The sequence below is a fragment of the Janibacter indicus genome (assembly GCF_900176385.1).
Lineage (GTDB): Bacteria > Actinomycetota > Actinomycetes > Actinomycetales > Dermatophilaceae > Janibacter > Janibacter indicus.
The window spans coordinates 96,163-115,347 of record NZ_FWXN01000012.1; the positions used below are offsets into that span (position 1 = coordinate 96,163).

General features: G+C 72.5%; 18 protein-coding genes and 1 tRNA gene. 10 read left to right on the forward strand and 9 right to left on the reverse strand.

Going from position 1 to position 19,185, the window contains the following annotated elements; genetic code table 11:
• Window positions 1-8: 8 nt before the first annotated feature.
• From tilS to dacB, 3 genes are read right to left on the reverse strand one after another with little or no spacing between them, the layout of a single operon-like run.
• Window positions 9-1,013: a tRNA lysidine(34) synthetase TilS gene (tilS, locus tag B9B60_RS14700; RefSeq protein WP_084452550.1), complete on the reverse strand. Its 1,005-nt coding sequence runs from the start codon at window positions 1,011-1,013 to the stop codon at window positions 9-11.
• Between the two features lies 1 nt (window position 1,014).
• The gene (locus B9B60_RS14705; RefSeq protein WP_084452552.1) at window positions 1,015-2,058 is read right to left on the reverse strand and encodes a zinc-dependent metalloprotease; all 1,044 of its coding nucleotides are present in this window, start codon (window positions 2,056-2,058) and stop codon (window positions 1,015-1,017) included.
• A 32-nt stretch (window positions 2,059-2,090) separates the two neighbouring features.
• On the reverse strand, window positions 2,091-3,464 hold the full coding sequence (dacB, locus tag B9B60_RS14710; RefSeq protein WP_143445607.1) for a D-alanyl-D-alanine carboxypeptidase/D-alanyl-D-alanine endopeptidase: 1,374 nt from the start codon (window positions 3,462-3,464) through the stop codon (window positions 2,091-2,093).
• A gap of 106 nt (window positions 3,465-3,570) precedes the next feature.
• Between dacB and B9B60_RS14715 the strand changes: the two genes are divergently transcribed.
• The gene (locus tag B9B60_RS14715; RefSeq protein WP_084452555.1) at window positions 3,571-4,203 is read left to right on the forward strand and encodes an inorganic diphosphatase; all 633 of its coding nucleotides are present in this window, start codon (window positions 3,571-3,573) and stop codon (window positions 4,201-4,203) included.
• On the opposite strand, the gene B9B60_RS14720 is transcribed toward B9B60_RS14715, so the two are convergent.
• Complete coding sequence (locus tag B9B60_RS14720; protein WP_084452653.1) at window positions 4,187-4,636, reverse strand: SRPBCC family protein; 450 nt, start codon at window positions 4,634-4,636, stop codon at window positions 4,187-4,189. The genes B9B60_RS14715 and B9B60_RS14720 overlap by 17 nt on opposite strands.
• A 150-nt stretch (window positions 4,637-4,786) precedes the next feature.
• On the opposite strand from B9B60_RS14720, the gene B9B60_RS14725 reads away from it, so the two are divergent.
• The 3 genes from B9B60_RS14725 to B9B60_RS14735 all read left to right on the forward strand — a co-directional run bounded on the left by B9B60_RS14725 (window position 4,787) and on the right by B9B60_RS14735 (window position 6,256).
• Complete coding sequence (locus tag B9B60_RS14725) at window positions 4,787-5,680, forward strand: alpha/beta fold hydrolase (RefSeq protein WP_084452557.1); 894 nt, start codon at window positions 4,787-4,789, stop codon at window positions 5,678-5,680.
• Complete coding sequence (locus B9B60_RS14730) at window positions 5,680-6,099, forward strand: hypothetical protein (protein WP_084452559.1); 420 nt, start codon at window positions 5,680-5,682, stop codon at window positions 6,097-6,099. The genes B9B60_RS14725 and B9B60_RS14730 overlap by 1 nt, the downstream gene beginning before the upstream one ends.
• Before the next feature lie 80 nt (window positions 6,100-6,179).
• A tRNA-Thr gene (locus B9B60_RS14735) sits at window positions 6,180-6,256 on the forward strand.
• A gap of 386 nt (window positions 6,257-6,642) precedes the next feature.
• Here B9B60_RS14735 and B9B60_RS14740 read toward each other — a convergent pair.
• The gene (locus tag B9B60_RS14740; RefSeq protein ID WP_084452560.1) at window positions 6,643-7,305 is read right to left on the reverse strand and encodes a lysophospholipid acyltransferase family protein; all 663 of its coding nucleotides are present in this window, start codon (window positions 7,303-7,305) and stop codon (window positions 6,643-6,645) included.
• A 206-nt stretch (window positions 7,306-7,511) separates the two neighbouring features.
• Between B9B60_RS14740 and B9B60_RS14745 the strand changes: the two genes are divergently transcribed.
• Entirely contained in the window at window positions 7,512-8,951 is a 1,440-nt protein-coding gene (locus tag B9B60_RS14745) for a peptidoglycan recognition protein family protein (protein ID WP_084452562.1), read from the forward strand.
• Between the two features lie 3 nt (window positions 8,952-8,954).
• On the opposite strand, the gene B9B60_RS14750 is transcribed toward B9B60_RS14745, so the two are convergent.
• The 3 genes from B9B60_RS14750 to tmk are packed head-to-tail and all read right to left on the reverse strand — an operon-like array spanning window position 8,955 to window position 12,299.
• Window positions 8,955-10,484 carry an alpha/beta hydrolase gene (locus B9B60_RS14750; RefSeq protein WP_084452564.1) on the reverse strand — a complete coding sequence of 510 codons (1,530 nt, stop codon included), beginning with the start codon at window positions 10,482-10,484 and terminating at the stop codon, window positions 8,955-8,957.
• Between the two features lie 31 nt (window positions 10,485-10,515).
• Window positions 10,516-11,685 (reverse strand): DNA polymerase III subunit delta', encoded by a 1,170-nt coding sequence (locus B9B60_RS14755; protein ID WP_084452566.1) that lies wholly within the window; start codon window positions 11,683-11,685, stop codon window positions 10,516-10,518.
• Window positions 11,682-12,299, reverse strand: a complete 618-nt coding sequence (gene tmk, locus B9B60_RS14760; protein WP_072625471.1) for a dTMP kinase — start codon at window positions 12,297-12,299, stop codon at window positions 11,682-11,684. The genes B9B60_RS14755 and tmk overlap by 4 nt, the downstream gene beginning before the upstream one ends.
• A 166-nt stretch (window positions 12,300-12,465) precedes the next feature.
• Between tmk and B9B60_RS14765 the strand changes: the two genes are divergently transcribed.
• From B9B60_RS14765 to B9B60_RS14785, 5 genes are read left to right on the forward strand one after another with little or no spacing between them, the layout of a single operon-like run.
• Complete coding sequence (locus B9B60_RS14765) at window positions 12,466-13,107, forward strand: ABC transporter permease (protein WP_084452568.1); 642 nt, start codon at window positions 12,466-12,468, stop codon at window positions 13,105-13,107.
• Window positions 13,107-14,306, forward strand: coding sequence for an ABC transporter ATP-binding protein (locus tag B9B60_RS14770; protein WP_084452570.1), 1,200 nt, complete (start codon window positions 13,107-13,109; stop codon window positions 14,304-14,306). Before B9B60_RS14765 ends, B9B60_RS14770 begins: the two co-directional genes overlap by 1 nt.
• Window positions 14,303-15,082 carry an ABC transporter permease gene (locus B9B60_RS14775; RefSeq protein WP_084452572.1) on the forward strand — a complete coding sequence of 260 codons (780 nt, stop codon included), beginning with the start codon at window positions 14,303-14,305 and terminating at the stop codon, window positions 15,080-15,082. The genes B9B60_RS14770 and B9B60_RS14775 overlap by 4 nt, the downstream gene beginning before the upstream one ends.
• Entirely contained in the window at window positions 15,079-16,086 is a 1,008-nt protein-coding gene (locus B9B60_RS14780; protein WP_084452573.1) for a glycine betaine ABC transporter substrate-binding protein, read from the forward strand. Before B9B60_RS14775 ends, B9B60_RS14780 begins: the two co-directional genes overlap by 4 nt.
• A gap of 37 nt (window positions 16,087-16,123) precedes the next feature.
• The gene (locus B9B60_RS14785) at window positions 16,124-17,464 is read left to right on the forward strand and encodes a serine hydrolase domain-containing protein (RefSeq protein WP_084452574.1); all 1,341 of its coding nucleotides are present in this window, start codon (window positions 16,124-16,126) and stop codon (window positions 17,462-17,464) included.
• A 148-nt stretch (window positions 17,465-17,612) separates the two neighbouring features.
• Here B9B60_RS14785 and B9B60_RS14790 read toward each other — a convergent pair whose 3' ends face one another.
• A complete protein-coding gene (locus tag B9B60_RS14790) occupies window positions 17,613-19,181 on the reverse strand; it encodes an AMP-binding protein (protein ID WP_084452576.1) in 1,569 nt (522 codons plus the stop codon).
• Window positions 19,182-19,185: the final 4 nt, after the last annotated feature.

The following is a 19,185-nucleotide window of genomic DNA, read 5'->3' on the forward strand; positions in this document are numbered from 1 at the left end:
GGCGGCTCTCATTGTCCACCAGGTGCACGTGCGATGTGCACCCGGTCGCGGTCTCGGCGCACCCTCAGGTCGCCGGGCAGGTGGAGTGGTCCCTGGCCGTGCCAGTCGGTGACGAGCCAGTCGCAGGCGGCGACGTGACCGGCCGTCAGGTCTCCTGCCGGCGCCCCGGAGCGCAGCAGCAGGCGCCGCCAGACCCGGGAGCGAAGGGCGGGGGCCAGCTCCGCGAGCTCCCCCACCGGCACCCCGGCCGGGTCGTCGTCGGGCGTGGCCCGCTCAGCGAGGTCGTCGAGCAGGTCGGCGTCGTCGCGCAGCAGGTCGGCGCTGCGGACCAGCGCCTCGGCGATGCCGGGCCCGAGGTCGCCCTCGAGGTCGGCGAGCGCCTGCCGCGCGCGCACCCGGGCGTAGGCGCGGTCGGAGTTCATCGGGTCCTCCCACGGCGTGAGGCCCCACTCCTGACAGGCCTGCCGGGTCGTGGCGCGCGGCAGGTGCAGCAGCGGCCGGGCGAAGGGAGTCCCCTCCCGGACCACGAGCACGGCCATGCCGGCCAGGGACCGCGCACCGGAGCCGCGGGCGAGCCCGAGCAGCACCTGCTCGGCCTGGTCGTCGCGGGTGTGCCCGAGGAGCACGAGGTGGGCGGGGTGGTCCTCACCCATCGCGGCCGCGGTCTCGGCGAGAGCCGCGTAGCGCGCCTCGCGCGCGGCCGCCTCGAGGCCCTCGCCGCTCGCGGTGACGAGTGTCGGGACCACGGCGACCGGCCCGAGCCCGAGGTCGGCGCAGTGCTGGGCCGCGAGGAGCGCGACGTCGGCGGACTCCTCCTGCAGCTGGTGGTCGACGATGATCGCGCCCGCGGTGACGTCGTGCGCCGGCGCCTCGGCCGCCAGAGCGGCGGCGAGCGCGAGGGAGTCGGCTCCCCCGCTCACCGCGGCGAGCGCCAGCGAGCCCGCGGGCAGTCCCGCGAGAGCCGCGCGGACCCCCCTTCGGCACTCGGCCTGGGAGGGGTGACCGGCGCCCACGTCAGCCGTGGACCCGCTGCACCCAGGCGGCGGGTTCGGTGATCTCGCGTGCGGTGGGCAGCGTCTCGGGCGAGGTCCACACGGCGTTGAAGCCGTCGACGCCGACGGCGTCCTGGACCGTGCGGACAAAGGTGGCGCCGTCGCGGTACTGACGCATCTTGGCCTCGAGGCCGAGGAGGCGACGCAGCAGACGGTCGACGGCACCGGCGCCCTTGCGGCGCTTGGTGAAGCGGGCCCGGATCGTCGCCACGGTCGGGACGTGCTCGGGGCCGACGTCGTCCATGACGACGTCGGCGTGGCCCTCGAGCAGCGACATCACGGCGGTGACCTGGGCCATCCGCTCGCGCTGCTCGGGCATGATGACGAGCTCGGCCAGGCCCTGGCTGTCGCCGGAGAACACCCGCGGCAGCTGGGTGGTCACCTGCTCGAGGCGGGTGCGCAGGGCCTCGGAGTCGGGCATGAGGTCGCCGGCGAGGCTGCGGGCGCTGGTAACGAGGTGGTCGCGCAGCCACGGCACCGCGGTGAACTGCACCCGGTGGGTCTCCTCGTGGAGGCAGACCCACAGGCGGAAGTCGCGGGGCACGGCGTCGATGTCGCGCTCTGTCGCGACGATGTTGGGCGCGACGAGGAGCAGCGCCGGGTCTCCCTCGGGCGCCAGGTCGTACTGGCCCAGCACCTTGGTCGAGAGGAAGGCGAGCATTCCGCCGGCCTCGGCCCCGGTGATCTTGGAGCCGACGGCCTGGGCGGCCGCGGAGGGCTCCTTGGTCTTGCGACGCGACGCGGCCTCGAAGGCAGGGTCGAGCATGCCCGACATCGACGCGGCGTTGACCTCGATCCACGTGCGGCGATCGATGACAAGCGGAGCGGGCGCGTCACCGGGAGCGCGCAGCCGGGAGGTCGCGGCGACCGGCTCGACGGCCTGCCCCGCCAGCGCCCGGATCTCCTCGACGGCCTCGACCGCCTCCTCGGGGCTGACGTCGGGGCCGGGCGGCACGAGCCGCGTGCCCGCGGAGGTGGCGAACTTCCAGTCCACGTAGTTGGTCACGGTGCCACCCTACGGAGCCGGTCCACGTCGAGTCAGCGGCAGCCGCAGTCGGTGAGGTCGGCGACGACCTCGTCGAGGGCCGCGCGGGCGCCGAGCGTGCCCGTCGTCGAGGGCACCCGGTCGGCGACCAGCACATAGGTGAGCAGCCGGCCGTCGGCGGTCGTCGTCGTCCCGGCGAGGGCGGAGGTGCCGGTGAGGGTGCCGGTCTTGGCGCGGGCGATGCCGGCGGCCCCACGGGACTCCTCGACGAGGAAGCGGTCGTGGAGCGTGCCGGTGAGGCCCGCGATCGGCAGGTCGGACAGCACCCGGGTCATGCTCGTGGCGCTGCCGGTGATGCCCAGCTGCATGACATCGGAGATCACCCGCGCAGGCACGACCTGGCCCGAGCTGAGGCCGCTGTTGTCCCTGAGCTTGGCCCCGGTCATGTCGACCCCGGCGTCCTCCAGCGTCGTGCGGACCCAGCGGGTCACCTCGGCGAAGCTCGCCCCGGCGCCGTCGGCGACCGCGGCCTGGCGCGCGACGTTTTCGGTGAGGGCGTTGTCGGAGTGGTCGAGGGCGAGCGCGAGGACGTCGCCGAGCGGGGCCGACTCGACGGACCCGAGCTCCTCGGCCCCCTGGGGGGCCGGGGTGCGCCACGTGCGGGAGGAGTCGTCGACGCTGACGGACACGCCCGCCTTCTTCAGCTGGGCAGCGAAGGCCTTGAGGACGACGCGCTCGGGCACCTTGGGTGAGGGCTTGAAGGGCTCGGGCCGGTCGCCGGCGAGCCCGACCATCGACACGCCCTGCGTGTAGCCGGCGGCGACGTCGGCCATGGACCAGCCCGGCGCGTAGCGCTGCCCCGCCGCGTACGTCGCGTCGAGGCGAAGGGAGTAGCGCGTCCCTCCCTTCGTCTGCAGCGAGGCGGCCACCTCCTCGGCGAGGTCGGCCAGGCCCGCCCGGCCCTCGACCGCGGTCGGGTCACCGGCACCCTTGGCCAGCATCGTGTCGCCGGAGGCGACGAGGACCAGCTCGTCGCCCTCGCCCTGCACGACCGTGGTCTTCATCGTCGTCGTCAGGTCGGTGCGCTCGGCGACCGCGGCCGCCGTGAGGAGCTTGGCCGTCGAGGCGGGCGTCTGCGCGCGGTCCTCGTCCTGGGCCCACAGGGTGTCGCCGGTGAGCGCGTCGCGGACGACGACGCCGACGCGCGGCCCGAGGGCGGAGGCCCCGACGTCACCACGCAGCTCACGGGCCAGCCCCTGCTCGGTCGGGACCGGTGCCGTGGTCGACGCGGCGGGCAGGACCGACTCGGCCGGCTGGTACTCGGGGGCCTGCTCGGCGACCGCCTCGTCGATGGTGAGGACGCCCGGGACGCGGTCGTGGGCGTCGGCGAAGCCGTAGCCGACGGCGAGGGCTGCGACAGAGGTCACGGCGATCAGAGTGCGGCGCACGCGCGGCCCCCTGCGGTGAATTGGCGGTGGTGGTGGAACACTGGGCCCGAGAATAGTTCACCCGTCACAGACAAGAGGTACGACTGTGGAGTTCGACGTCACCATCGAGATCCCGAAGGGCCAGAAGAACAAGTACGAGGTCGACCACGAGACCGGTCGCATCCGCCTCGACCGCATGCTCTTCACCTCCATGGCCTACCCGAGCGACTACGGCTACGTCGAGGACAGCCTCGGCGAGGACGGCGACCCGCTCGACGCGCTGGTGCTGCTCGACGAGCCGACCTGGCCCGGCTGCCTCGTGCGGGCGCGGCCGATCGGCATGTTCCACATGCGCGACGAGGCCGGCGGCGACGACAAGGTCCTGTGCGTCCCGGCCGGCGACCCACGCAAGGAGGGCATCAAGGAGCTCGAGGACATCAGCGAGTTCTGGCGCCTGGAGATCCAGCACTTCTTCGAGACCTACAAGGACCTCGAGCCCGGCAAGTCCGTCGAGGGTGCCCACTGGGTCGGCCGCGAGGAGGCGGAGCGCACCGTCACCGAGGCCATCGAGCGCGCCAAGGCCGCCGGCATGAGCACCGCCCGCTGGACGATGCCGACCTCGGCCCACTCGCAGGCCCACCCCGACGCCTCCCACTCGCCGGAGGACATCGAGGCCGCTTCCGCGCGCGCCCACGAGGAGCTCGCGACGAAGGACAAGCCGCTCAGCGACGACGAGTGATCTCGCGCGCCAACCCGCGGCGGCCCTGCCGCATCATCCACGCGTGGTTGGCCCGCAGCACCGCAGGCGAGAGGGTCGCCGCCCGGGACCACCGGGCGGCGACCCTCACGTCTTGGTCGAAGACCGCGCTCGTCCCGCCCCGCGGGTCGCTGCCGATCGTCCACCCGGCCCACCCCGCAAGGTCACCGTCGAGGCGCACCCGCAGGTGGCCCCCTTCGCGGTCCTCGATCTCGCGGGTGAGGACCAGGTGCAGGGTCAGGGGCAGGGCGCTGCGGATCCGCCCGCGGCCGGACGTCTGGTCGATCCGCTCGAGCGAGCGGATCTGTGGCCACCACCGCGGGTAGCCCTCGATGTCGGCGAGCGCCGCGACGACCGCGTCCCGCGGAGCGTCGAGCACCCACTCGTGGTGGAAGACGAAGCGCGGCCCTGGCACCTGCCCATCCTGCTCCCCTCCGTTGGTCGAGGTGCGAGCGCCAGCGAGCCTCGAGACCACCGGCCCTTCCGCGGTCCACCACGTGGGTCGAGGTGCGAGCGCCAGCGAGCCTCGAGACCACCGGCCCAGAGCGTCAACTACGTTGGCCTCGTGCGCTACTACTCCCGCGACGGACTGACCTTCGACCTCGACGACCTCGGCCCGCAGGAGGGTGACGTCGTCGTCCTGCTGCACGGCTGGCCGCAGGACCGTACGTCGTGGCACTCGGTGGCGCCGCGGCTGGCCGAGGCCGGGCTGCGGGTCCTCGCGCCCGACCTGCGCGGCTACTCCCCCGGCGCCCGCCCGGGCAACCACCTCGACTACGTCATCACCGAGATCGTCGGCGACGTGACCGCGCTCCTCGACGAGGTCGGCGCGGAACGGGCGCACGTCGTCGGCCACGACTGGGGCGGGGCGCTGGCCTGGGCGATCGCCGCCCGCGAGCCCGACCGAGTCGAGACCCTCACGGTGCTGTCCACGCCGAGCCCCGCCGGGATGGCCGCCGGCATGCGATCCGGTGACCAGCTCAAGCACTCCTGGTACATGGCCCTCTTCGCCCTGCCGGTGCTGCCGGTCCTCTTCTTCCGACTCTTCGCCCAGCAGGTCCTCGAGCGGATCGGCATGCCCCGCGAGCGCGCCGCCCACGACGCCCGCCGGCTGAAGACCCCGGGCGCCGCCGAGGGGACCTTCGCCTGGTACCGGGCCGCCCTCTCCCCCACCCTCATGTGGCGCAAGCGCCGGTCGAAGGGCGGTCCCCGCCGCAGCGTGCACCGTCGCGTCATCCCGACGGCCTACGTCTGGGGGACGAAGGACCCCGCCTTCGGCGAGGTCGCGACCCAACGCACGGTCGAGCAGCTGCGCCGTCGCGCCGGCGACCAGCCCGAGCTGGCGATCATCCGTCCCCTCGACACCGGGCACTGGCTCATGGAGACCCACCCCGAGGTCGTCGCCGACGTCGTCCTCGAGCGGATCGGCACTCGGCGCGACGAGGCCCTCGCGGGCTGATGCGCGCCACACGTCGGGCGGTCCTGCTGGGCGGGCTCGCCCTGTCGGTCGGGGCGTGCGGCCGACGCAGCGACGCAAGAGCGGTCCAGGAGGCGCTGCAGTCCGCCGTCAGCGCCCTGCCGGTGTACGTCGACGGCCGGGTCCAGTACCAGGACTCGGCCTCGGCGGGCACGACGATCAGCGGGGTGCTGACCCTGCAGGGCGCCGACCGCACGGCCGTCGCCGCCGCTCTCGGGTCCGTCCTCGAGGCGGTCGCCCGGACCTACCGGGAGCAGCCGCACGTCCGCACGGCGTTCGTGCGGCTGGAAGCCCACCCGACGGGCAACCCGGCTGAGCGGGTGCCCACAGCCGGCGTCGTTCCGCCGTCGACGGGGAGCAACACGACCACCGAGGACCTCGAGGAGCACTTCGACCTCTGAGGTGCGCGCAGCGGCCGTCGACCCGATTACGCGCCACGGGCACTCATCCGTATACTCGTGCCTCGCGTCCACGGGCGCATGCCGCCTTAGCTCAGTCGGCTAGAGCGTCTCACTCGTAATGAGAAGGTCGTCGGTTCGATTCCGACAGGCGGCTCCACGCGAAACCCTCGAGAAATCGGGGGTTTTCGTCATTTCCGGGGCCCGTCCGGTCACGACTGCTCGCGCGCTGGTACCCCTCTGGTACCCCACCTCTCGACAGCGCAGGGGTGCCGGGCTGGGAGCCCGGCGTCGTTGGTGTCACCTGGTGTCGTTGGTGTCACCTGGTCCCCCTTCTCCGGGCAGCCGGGCGGCATCAACGCCGTCAGGCGACCCCGGGACCGCGATGACGCGCGGCCACACCAGCAGGTCCCCGACTCCGGTCGGGGGCCTGCTGTCGTTGGCGTGTCGGACTGCAGTTCGCTGCCTGACCAGAGCGAAACCCGTGAGTTTCCGGGCCTTCCAGACAGCTTGGCCACCGAACTGCCGCGCGACATGCCGCGAGGGTCAGCGGGACTCCCACATCTGCCGGGCGTGCCCGATCTCCTCGCGGATCGCGGCCATGATCGCGTCGGTGACCTCGCGGGCGGCGGCATCGTCGGTCCGCCCGGCCCACGCCGACAGGTCCACCGGGTCGCCGACCGACAGGCAGGCCGTGTGGCGGTGCCACAGGTGGCGGTGGCCCTGCTGCGGGCCCCACGTCCCGACTGGGATGACCGGCGCCTCGGGATGACGAAGGGCGAGCCGCGCGGCTCCCGTACGGGCGGGCCCGGGCATCCTGTCGGGCTCGGTCGTGAGGCGCCCCTCCGGGTAGAGCGCGACAAGCTGCCCCTGCTCGAGCCGCTCCGACGCCGCGTCGAGGGCATCGGCCGCCGCGGCCGAGCCTCGCGCGACGGGGATCTGGCCGGTGGCCCGGGCGAGCGCACCGACGACCGGCCACCCGAAGACCTCCTTCATCGCGAGGAAGTGCGGGAAGCGCCGGTGGCCGATCGTCACCCGCGCCACGGCCAGCGGGTCGGACATCGTGAGGTGGTTGGCCACGAGGATCACCGGCCCTCGTCGAGGGATGGCACCGGCGGTGCGGAAGCGCACCCGGTGCGCCAGCTTGGCCACGGCCCAGACCAGCACGAAGCCGGCGGCGTTCTTCAGGTGCTGTCGTGGAGTGGTCACCTCCGCATTGTGGCCCCGGCCCCACCCACCCTCACGGAGTAGTCGTACCCAGGCTCCCCCCTTCGCCTGATCTCGACGTACTGCGGCACGGACGAAGGGGGCACACCCCCTGTGCCGCAAGGGATGCGACTCGTCCTGCAGGGCCGTCCACCCGCAGCTAGCGTGGGCCGGGCCCATCGGACCCAAACCCCCTGCGAGGTGTCCACGTGAGCTCCCTTCGTCGTGCTCTCTCCCGCCTGACCGTCACCGCCCTGGCCACGTCCCTGGACACCGTCATCCCGGCTTCAGGCGGCAGCGCCGCGCCCAGTCCGGTTGCCGCACAACGCGACTCGATCCCCATCCCCGGCGTCGACCAGGCCGCGCTGTCGAAGGCCCCCAAAGTGCCCACGGCCGGCCGCTCCGGCGACCGGGTCGTCGGCATGACGGACACCCTGGCCACGAAGGACTTCCGCGTCGCGGGCCTGACGTGGGACGGCTCGCGCACCGACGTCGAGGCCTTCGTCCGCACCCGCGACGCGCAGACCGGCCGGTGGTCGGGCTGGAGCCTGCTCGAGGCCGAAGGGGGACCCGACGCCGGCTCTGCCGAGGCGGCCGCCACCCGGGGCGGCACCCAGCCGCTCGTCACCGCGCCCTCCGACGGCATCCAGGTGCGCGTGGAGTCTGCCGGCGCCCGGCCGCAGGGCCTCAAGGTCGACGTCATCGACCCGGGCACCTCGACCGCCGACGCCACCGCCGGCAGCGACACCACCTCCCTCTCCACGGCGGTCGAGACCAACCCCCAGAAGCGGCCGACGATCCACAGCCGGGCCGAGTGGGGGGCCGACGAGTCGATCCGCAAGGGCGACCCCGACTACGGCGAGGTGCGCGGCGCGGTCGTGCACCACACCGCGGGGGTCAACGGCTACTCCCGCGAGGAGGTGCCGGCGATCATGCGCGGCATCTACGAGTTCCACGTCAACGGCCGCGGGTGGAACGACATCGGCTACAACGTCCTCGTCGACCGCTTCGGGCGGCTGTGGGAGGGCCGCGCCGGCGGCGTCGACAAGGCCGTCGTCGGCGCCCACGCCCAGGGCGTCAACAGCCAGACCTTCGGCATCTCGGCGATGGGCGACTACGACCAGACCGCGGCGCCCGACGCCATGACGACGAGCATCGAGCGGCTCATGGCGTGGAAGCTCGCCCGCCACCACGTCGACCCGACGGCCAAGGCGACGATCGGCGGCGAGTGGCTCCCCACCGTCGTCGGCCACCGCTCCGTCGGCCAGACGACCTGCCCCGGCCAGTACTTCACGGCACGTCTGCCCGAGATCCGCACCGACGCCCGGGCCCGGCAGGGCACCGCCTTCTACACGCCGAGCACGAGCCCGCGTCGGGTCGCCTACGGCACGGGCGGGTCGGCGCTCCAGGTGCGCACGACCGGCGACGTCACCTGGCGCGTGCGCATCTCCAGCGACAAGCACGGGGTCATCTCCGACCGGTCGAGCACCCGGACCGGCGACACCGACCTCACGGTGACGTGGAAAGGCCGTCTCGCCGACGGCAGCTGGGCCCCGCCGGGTGAGTACGAGGTCCTGCTGAGCGGCAAGGACACCAGCTCCGGCGCCTGGATCCCCAGCTGGCGCGACACGGTCACCGTCACGTCCTGACGCTCACTCCTCGCAGGTCAGCTCGCCACCGTCGGGCGTCGTGCCGGTGAGCCAGAACTCGTCGACCGCCTCGTCGACGCAGGAGTTCTGGCGCATGTAGGCGGTGTGCCCGTCGCCCTCGTGGGTGATCAGGGCGGAGTCGGCGAGCTGCTCGTGCAGGCGCTGCGCCCACTCGTAGGGCGTGGCGGGGTCGCGGGTCGTGCCGACGACGAGGATCGGGTCGGCCCCCTCGGCGTCGACCTCGTGCGGCGTGTTGGTGGGGTCGATCGGCCACTGGGCACAGGGTGACTCCGAGGCGAGCGCGCGGCCCCAGATCGGGGCCTCCTTCTCGGCGCGGGCGACGAGGTCGTCGGGATCGCCGGGGCCGTCCGGGGTGTCGAGGCAGGAGACGGCCGGCAGGGCCTCGAGCATGTTGTTCTGGTAGGTCCCGCCGGAGTCGCGGCCGGCATAGGCGCGGCCGAGCTCGCTGAGCGGGCCCCCGTCACCGTCGTCCGCGGCGACGAGTGCGTCGGTCAGCTGCGACCACATGCCCTGGTCGTACATCGCCTGCGCGATGCCCCACGTCGCCCAACCCTCGGTGAGCTCGATGCCCGCGCTGGCGGGCAGCGGCTGCTCGTCAAGCTCCTCGAGCTGGCTCTGCACGTGCTCGACGACCTCGTCGACGCTCGAGCCGAGCGGGCAGTCGTCATCGACACAGTCCTGCGCCCACGCCCGGGTCGCGGTGTCGAAGCCCTTGGCCTGACCGATCGCGACCTCCTCGGAGGTCGCGTCGGGAGGCAGCACTCCGTCGAGGACCATGCGCCCGGAACGGTCGGGGAAGAGGTCGGCATAGGTCGCGCCGAGGTAGGTGCCGTAGGACTTGCCGAGGTAGGTCAGCTTGCCGTCGCCGAGGGCGGCCCGCAGCACGTCCATGTCGCGCGCGGCGTCGGCGGTGGAGACGTGACCGAGCAGCTCGCCCGTCTTGTCCTTGCACCCGTCGGCGAACTCCTTCTGCGCGCGCTCCCCCGCCGACTTTTCCTCCGGGGTGTCGGGCGTCGGGTCCTTGGCCAGGTAATCGTCCATGTCGGCATCGCTCAGGCAGTCGACCGGGTGCGAGCGCCCCACGCCCCGCGGGTCGAAGCCCACGACGTCGAAGTGGCGCCGGATCTGGTCGCTGACGATGAAGTCCGCCGCCGCCGCGTAGTCCACGCCGGAGCCGCCCGGGCCACCGGGGTTGACGACGAGCGAGCCCGCGGCCTCCCCCTTCGCCTGGACTCGCAGGACGGCGATCTCGATGGTCTGGCCGTCGGGCTGCTCGTAGTCCATCGGAACCTCGAGCGTGGCGCACTCGCCGTCGCTGCCCTGGCAGCCGCCCCACTCGAGGTCCTGCGCGTAGAAGCGCTCGAGCCCCGTGGTCCCCGCCGGCGGCGCGGTGTTGCCGGGGCCGAGCCCGGTGGGCTGGGTGTCGGGCTCGAGCAGCGAGCAGCCGGCCACCGGCAGGAGCAGCGCCGCCGCGGCGGCCAGAACACGGACGGTGCGACGGGCACGACTCATGGCGCAGACGCTACCTGTCGCCTGATGTCGATCAGCGCGATGGCAGCTGCAGCGAGACCGCCATCGCCTCGAGCGCCAGCAACGGCGCGACGTTGGCGGCGATCCGCTCGCGGGCGGTCGCGATGGCCTCCATCGCGCCGAGCAGCCCCTCGCCGCCGAAGGCCCGCGCGACCTCCTCGACGACCGGTCGGGCGTCCTCGTTGACCAGGGCGACGGGCGAGCCCGCGTGCAGCACGAGCGCGTCGCGGTAGACCGAGAGCAGGTCGACGAGCGCCCGGTCGACCATGTCGCGGGTGAAGCGGGTGGCGCGCGTCTTGTGCTCACGCTCGAGGGCGTTCACCTGAGCCCGGACGTGCGGTGGCTGGGTCCGCGCGCTCGGGTCGGCACCGAGGGTCTCGAGGAGACGTTCCTTCTCCGCCGCGGCGCGGGCCTCGAGCGTGCGGTCGCGCTCCTGCTCGGCGATCTGCAGCAGGTCGGCGGCGGCGCCCACCGCGTCGGACACACCCCGGATGCGGCCGGCCATGGCGATGGTGTCGCGGCGGCGGATGCGCGCGCCCTCGTCGGTCGCCAGCCGCTTGGCCAGGCCGATGTGGCTCTGCGCGGCCCGGGCGGCATAGGTCGCCATGCCGATGTCGATGCCGTCGCGGCGGTGGAGCAGCTGGGCGACCTCGGGCACGGGCGGGGTGCGCAGCCGAACGTGCCGCGAGCGCGAGCGGACGGTGATGAGCACGTCCTCGAGGCTCGGCGCGCAGAGCAGCCAGACGGTGCGCGGCGTGGGCTCCTCGAGTGCCTTGAGCAGGGCATTGCCCGACTGCTCGGTCAGCCGGTCGGCGTCCTCGACGAGGATGATCCGGTAGCGCCCGACGCTCGGCGAGCGGCCGGCGAGCTGGACGAGGTCGCGGGTCGCGGCGACGCCGATGGACAGGGCCTCGGTCGCGAGGACGTCGACGTCGGCGTGCGTCCCGTCGAGCGCGGTGCGGCACTCACGGCACTCGCCGCAGCCACCGCTCGGGCACAGCAGCGCCCCGGCGAAGGCCCGCGCTGCCGTCGACCGCCCGGACCCCGGCGGCCCGGTGAAGAGCCAGGCGTGAGTCATGGCGGCCGGGTCGGCGACCGCCCGGGTCAGCGTCGTCACCGTCTCGGCCTGGCCGACGACGTCGCGCCAGATCGGGGCCGGCCCCTCACCCGCCACGGCGGTCACAGGACGCCCTCGCGCTGCAGGCGGGAGCGGACGCGGTCGGCGACGGCCAGCGCGTGGGCGGCCCCGTCGACGACGAGGTAGCGCTCGGGCGCGGCCTCGGCCATCGCGAGGAAGTGCTCACGCACCGCCGTGTGGAAGGCGTCGGCCTCGGACTCCATCCGGTCGTGGGTGCCGCCGCGGCGGCGGCGCCCGGTGGCCGGGTCGACGTCGACGAGGACGGTGAGGTCGGGGGTGAGTCCACCGACGGCCCAGGACTGCAGGTCGGCGACCTCCTGCGCCCCGAGGGAGCGGCCGGCGCCCTGATAGGCGACGGAGGAGTCGGTGTAGCGGTCGGTGACGACGACCGCTCCGCGGGCGAGCGAAGGGAGGATGACCTCCTCGACGTGCTGGGCCTTGTCGGCGGCGAAGACCAGGGCCTCCGCCCGGGGCGTGATCGCCTCGCCGTGGAGGACGAGGTCGCGCAGCGCGGCACCGAGGGCGGTGCCCCCCGGCTGGCGGGTCACGACGACCTCGCGGCCCGCCGCCTCGAGGGCCTCGACGAGGTGCCTGACCTGCGTCGACTTGCCGGCGCCGTCGCCCCCCTCGAAGGCGATGAAGTATCCGCGATCCGTCACGTCGTCGACCCTAAGGCACCGTGCCGACACGCGAGTCCGGTGCCGAGCAGGTGCTGCGCAAAGGTCACAAGTCGGTCGCGATGGACGGCTGAGCGGCGGGTCCGGCTCCCCCGCGGGGTTGAGTGGACGACTGGTCCCGAGAGCCGGGGTCGAGGAGAGGATGCCCGTGGGTGATTTCGTCGCAGACAAGTGGCAGGACATCCTCTTCCGGTCCTTCCAGCACCTCTCGCTGGTGGCTCAGTCAGTCCTCCTCGCGACGATCATCGCCATCGCGCTCGCGGTGCTCGTCACCCGGGTGCCGCAGCTGAAGCCCGCGGCCAACATGCTCAGTGCCATCGGCCTGACGATCCCCTCCTTCGCCCTGCTCGGCCTCCTCCTGCCCCTCGTCGGCATCGGCGCGCTGCCCTCGGTGATAGCGGTGACCTTCTACGCGACCCTGCCGATCCTGCGCAATGCCGTCGTCGGCCTTTCGGGCGTCAGCCCGACCCTGCTCGAGTCGGCGAAGGGGATGGGCATGGGTTCGACGGCCCGCTTCCTACGGGTGCAGCTGCCGATGGCCTGGCCGGTGATCATGGCCGGCCTGCGGGTGTCCGCCCAGATGTCGATGGGCGTCGCCGCGATCGCCGCCTACGCCCTCGGGCCTGGCCTCGGCCCCTACATCTTCACCGGGCTCGCCCAGATCGGCGGGGCCAATGCCCTCAACTACGCCCTCGTCGGGACCCTCGGGGTGGTCGTCCTCGCCCTGCTCCTCGACGCCGCCCTGCTGCTCGTCAGCCGACTCACCACCTCGAAGGGGATCCGCGCCTGATGTCCACCACCGCAGACCAGCAGCCCGCACCCGAGCACCCCGCAGCCGACCGGGAGGTGAGCGGCGCCGAGATCGTCTTCGACAACGTCACCAAGACCTACTCCGGGCAAAAGGTGCCGGCCGTCGACGGGCTGTCCCTCACCGTGCCGGCCGGCGAGATCGTCATGTTCATCGGCCCCTCGGGCTGCGGCAAGACGACGACGCTGAAGATGATCAACCGCCTCCACGAGCCGACCTCGGGGACGATCACCATCGACGGCGAGGACATCCGCAGCAAGAATGCGACCGAGCTGCGCCGCACCATCGGCTACGTCATCCAGGGCGGCTCGCTCTTCCCCCACATGACGGTCGGCGACAACATCGCCCTCGTCCCGGGCCTGCTCAAGTGGGACAAGCGCCGCATCAGCGAGCGTGTCGACGACCTGCTCGAGCTCGTCGGCCTCGACCCCAAGCGCTACCGCGACCGCTACCCCAAGGAGCTCTCCGGCGGGCAGCAACAGCGCGTCGGCGTCGCCCGCGGCCTCGCGGCCGACCCGCCGGTGCTGCTCATGGACGAGCCCTTCGGCGCGGTCGACCCGATCACCCGGCAGCGGCTCCAGGACGAGCTGATGAGCATCCAGGAGGAGCTGCAGAAGACGATCGTCTGCGTCACCCACGACATCGACGAGGCGGTCAAGCTCGGCGACCGGATCCTCCTGCTGCGCGAGGGCGCCCAGATCGCCCAGTACGACACCCCGACCACCCTCCTGGCCAACCCCGCCGACGAGTTCGTCGAGGACTTCATCGGGGCTGGGTCCTCGCTCAAGCAGCTGAGCCTCTCGCGCGTCGACGAGCTCGAGCTGCAGAGCCCGGTCCTCGCCACGGTCGGTGACGACGGCAAGGCCGCCGCCGAGGCCGCCCGCGCCGGCGGCCAGAACGACGTCATCGTGCTCGACTCCCGACGTCGCCCGGTCGGGTGGTACAGCCTCAAGGAGGCCGCCCGGATGCCTCGTCTGCCCGACCACACCGAGGAGGACATCTCGGTGATCGACCGGCGCTCGACGATCAACGACGCCCTCGACTCGATGCTCGCGAGCACCCACGGCGGCGTCCTCGTCACCGGCCGCCGCGACGAGTTCCTCGGCGTCGTGACCTTCGAGGCGGTCACCGACCACATCCGCGCCGCGTCCGACCCGGATGCGCAGGAGGCCACGTCATGACCGAGGTGAGGACTTCCCCTTCGACCGCCGACACCGGTGTCGAGGACCGCCGCACGACGATCGGGCTGCTCGTCGGCCTGCCGCTGCTCTGCGCGGCGATCCTCGGCGGCTGGGCGATCTGGCGGCAGACCGCCGACCTCGACGACATCGAGGCCCGTCAGCTCGCGTGGGGCACGATCCTCACGCTGACCCGCGAGCACATCACGCTCACCCTCATCACGACCGCCGTCGTGCTCGTCACCGCGATCCCCATCGGCATCCTGCTCACCCGCGGCCCGGCCCGCCGCTTCTCCGGACCGATCACGGCGATCGCCAACGCCGGCCAGGCCGCGCCGGTCATCGGTCTCATCGTGCTCTTGGCGATGTGGCTCGGCTTCGGCGTGCGCACCGCCGTCATCTCGCTGGCGATCTACGGCTTCCTGCCGGTGCTGCGCAACACGATCGTCGGCCTCCAGCAGGTCGACCAGACCCTCGTCGAGGCCGCGCGCGGCATGGGCATGTCCCCCGTCGACGTCCTGCGCCGGGTCGAGCTGCCGCTCGCCATGCCGGTGATCATGGCCGGTGTGCGCACCGCGCTCGTGCTCGTCGTCGGTGCGGCGAGCTTCGCGACGTTCGTCAACGCCGGCGGGCTGGGCGCGCTCATCGTCACCGGCATCACGCTCTTCCGCTACCCCATCCTCGTCAGCGGCGCCGTGATCATCGCGGTCGTCGCGCTGCTCATCGACTGGGCGGGCCGGGTGCTCGAGCTCGTCCTCACTCCCAAGGGGACCTCATGACGACGCGACGTGCCCTCCCTTCGGCCGAGCTGACCCGACGCACCCTGCTCCTGGGCGGAGCCGGCACGCTCGGCCTCGCCCTCGCCGGATGCGGTCTGGGCACGAGCGGCGGCTTCGTGCCCTCCGGGGAGGCTGCCGGGCCGATCGCCGACGTCGACCTGTCGGGTGCCTCGATCGGGGTGGGGTCGAAGAACTTCACCGAGCAGCTCATCCTGGGCAAGATGGCCGTCATCCTGCTGCGCGCGGCCGGCGCCGACGCGGCCGACCTGACCAACATCCCCGGCTCGTCCAGCGCCCGCCAGGCGATGATCGAGGACCAGGTCCAGATGCAGTGGGAGTACACGGGCACCGCGTGGATCGCCTACCTCGGCGAGACCACCCCGATCCCCGACGAGCGCAAGCAGTACGAAGCCGTCCGCGACCGCGATCTCGAGGAGCACCAGCTCGTCTGGCTCGACCCGGCGCCGATGAACAACACCTACGGCTTCGCCGGGCCGACCGAGACGATCAAGAAGCTCGGCATCACCAAGCTCTCCGAGCTGGCGAAGGTGCCCAAGGCCGAGCTGACCTTCTGCGTCGAGTCCGAGTTCAACAACCGCAACGACGGCTTCGACCCGATGCTCGAGAAGTACGGGCTGAAGCGCGGCAGCGACTTCCCCGCGAAGAACGTCAAGGTGCTCGACACCGGGGCGATCTACCAGGCCACCGACGAGGGCACGTGCACCTTCGGCGAGGTCTTCACGACCGACGGTCGGATCAAGGCGCTCGACCTGACCGTGCTCGAGGACGACAAGGCCTTCTTCCCGAAGTACAACGTCGCGCCCGTGCTCACCCAGGCGGTCGTCGAGGAGCACCCGGCGGTCAAGGAGCTCTTCGCGCCGGTCGTCGAAAAGCTCACCGACGACGTGCTCATCGACCTCAACGCCCGGGTCGACGTCGACGGCGAGGACCCGGCGGACGTCGCGATCGCGTGGCTGCGGGAGGCCGGCTTCATCAAGGCCTGACCGCCCCTCGCCCGTCGCATCTCCTTAAGGTCGTGCCATGACCTTCACCGACGAGACCGCCCGTGCCCTCACCTCCCGCGCCCTCACCGCGCAGACCGAAGGGAGGGTCCCGGGCCTCGTCGCCGGCGTCGCCCGGGCGGGCCGGCTCGAGTGGTCCACCGGCATCGGGGCGATCGACCTCGCGACGCCCGGCGAGGCACCCGACGCCGACACCCAGTACCCGGTGGCGAGCAACTCCAAGACCTTCACCGCGGTGGCCGTCATGGCGCTGCGGGACGAGGGCCGGCTCGACCTCGACGACACGGTCGAGCAGCACCTCGCGGACTCCGCCCACGCCCGCGTGACGATCCGGCAGCTGCTCTCGCACACCTCCGGGATGCAGCGCGAGCCGGTCGGCGACGTCTTCGACACGATGGTCATGCCCTCGCGGGAGGACCTGCTCGCCGGCTGGTCGCAGGCCGAGCGTGTGGGCCGACCGCACGACCGCTGGCACTATTCCAACCTCGCCTACTCCGTCCTCGGCGAGATCATCGCCCGCCTCGACGAGTGCACCTGGGAGGAGTCGATCCGACGCCGCATCCTCGACCCGCTCGAGATGACCCGCACCGGCACCGCGCCCTCCGGCCGCCGGGCGAAGGGGTACTACGTGCCTCCCTTCGCCGACGTCCCCGTGGAGGAGCCGGTCTTCGACGCGGCGGCCCTCGATCCGGCCGGTGGGCTGCGGTCGACGGCCACCGACATGGCGCGCTGGGGCGGCTTCGTGGCCGCCCCGGTCGACGAGGTCCTCTCCCCCGACACGCTCGAGGAGATGTGCCAGCCGCAGGTCATGGCCGACATGACGGGGTGGACCTCAGCCTGGGGTCTGGGCTTCCAGCTGGTCCGGCACGAGGGTCGCACCTGGGTGGGGCACACCGGCGGCTGGCCCGGCTCGATCACCGGCGTCTTCACCGAGCGCTCCTCTGCGACAACGGGTCTGATCCTGATGAACAACTCCGCCCCCGTCCCGCCCGCGGCCGCGGCCATCGAGCTCGGGACGATCGCGATCGAGCGCGAGCCGGTGCAGCCCGAGCCCTGGCAGCCCGGGACGCAGCTGCCCGACGAGCTCGTCCCGCTGCTCGGGCACTGGTACTCCGAGGGGACCCACTTCGTGCTGTCGGTGCGCGAGGGCCGGCTCGAGGCCAAGGTCGCCGGACAGGCGAAGGAGCTGCCGCCCTCGGTCTTCGAGGCCGAGGCCACCGACCGCTACCGCACGGTGTCGGGCCGCGAGCGCGGCGAGCTGCTGCGGGTCACCCGCGATGCCTCCGGCACCGTCACCCACCTCAACTGGGCCACCTACCGCTTCACCCGCGAGCCCCTGGCCTTCGGCCAGTGGCTCTGACCGCCCCCGACCCTGCATTGCCCTACGGCAATGCAGAGTTCTGGGCCCTGGATCCTGCATTGCCATAGGGCAATGCAGGGTCCTGGGCCCACCGAGCGGGCGAAGGGAGGGGGGACGGTCGCTGCGCGACCTCCTCAGCCAGCGGGGGTCAGGCGAAGTGCTTGCGCAGCTCCCGGTTGAGGATCTTGCCGGTGGCATTGCGCGGCAGCTCGTCCATGAAGACGACCTCGCGCGGGATGCAGTGGCGGGCGCGGTGGGCGCGCACGTGCTCCTTGACCTCGTCGGCGCTCAGCTCGTGGCCCTCGGTGAGCGCGACGAAGGCCGCGAGGCGCTGACCGAAGTCGGGGTCGGGCACGCCGATGACCGACACCTCACGGACCGCGGGGTGCTCGGCAAGCAGCCCCTCGACCTCGATGGGGTACACGTTTTCGCCGCCGCTGACGATCATGTCGTCGTCGCGACCGTCGACGAAGTAGAGGTCACCCTCGACATGGCCCATGTCGCCCGTGGAGACGAGGCCGTCGACGAAGTCCTTGGTCTTGCCGTTGGTGTAGCCGTCGAAGACGAGCTCGTTGCCGCAGAAGATCCGGCCGGTCTCCCCCTTCGGCAGCTCCTTGCCGTCCTCGTCGAGGATCTTGACGACCGTGCCGAGCGGTGGGGTGCCGGCGGCGTTGGGGTGCCGGCGCATGTCGGCAGGCGTGGCGATGCACACCCAGGAGGCCTCGGTCGAGCCGTAGAGGTTGTAGAGCACGTCGCCGTACTCGTCCATGAACTTCGTCGTGAAGCCCGAGGGGTAGGCCGACCCGGAGGTCGCGACCACCCGCAGCTTGCGGCGGCTGCGTGCAGCCGGGTCGCTCGGCAACTCCATCATCCGCTGGAGCATCACGGGGATGGCGAACATCGCGTCCGGCTGCAGCTCCTCGAGCGCCGCCCGGGCTGCCTCGGGCTTGAAGCGACGCTGCAGCACGATCGTCGCGCGCAGCGCCATCGACAGCTGCATCGCCGCGTAGCCCCAGGTGTGGAAGATCGGCGCGGAGATGAGGATCCGGTCGTGTGCCTTGAGCGGGATCCGGTCGATGATCGAGATGAGCGGGCCGAAGCCGCCGGGTGTCTTGCGCGCGGCGCCCTTGGGCGTGCCGGTGGTGCCGGAGGTGAGGATGATCGTGCGGCCGCCCTTGGCGGGCACCGGCAGCGACTCGGGTCGGGCCGTCGCCTCGACCCGCTGGGCCAGCTCGGTCTCGGTGACCCGGGGCAGCTGCGCCGGCAGGTGCGAGACGACCTCGGCGAACTCGTCGTCGTGGATGAGGCCCTTGATCCCCTGCTGCTCGGCGACGACCGCGAACTGCGGCCCGGCGAGACCGGTGTTGCCCAGGACGAGGTCGATGCCGACCGCGGAGGTGGCCGTCATGACCTCGATGGCCTGGACGTGGTTGCGGGCGAGCAGACCGAGGCGGTCGCCCGGGCCGAAGCCCATCTCACGGAGGATGACGGCGATCTTCTCCGAGTTGGCCAGCAGCTCGGCGTAGGTCGTCGCACCCCGGCTCTCGTCGATGACCGCGACCGTCTTGGGCGAGCGGTTGGCCGCCTGGCGCAGCTCGCCCGCGAGACCGAAGCCCCACTTCTTGAGCGCGGTCAGCTGCTTGACCTGGGCGGCGGGCGGCCCCGGGGCCAGCATCCCCCGCTTGGCCATGGTCTTGGCGATGGTCAGAGGGTTCATGTCG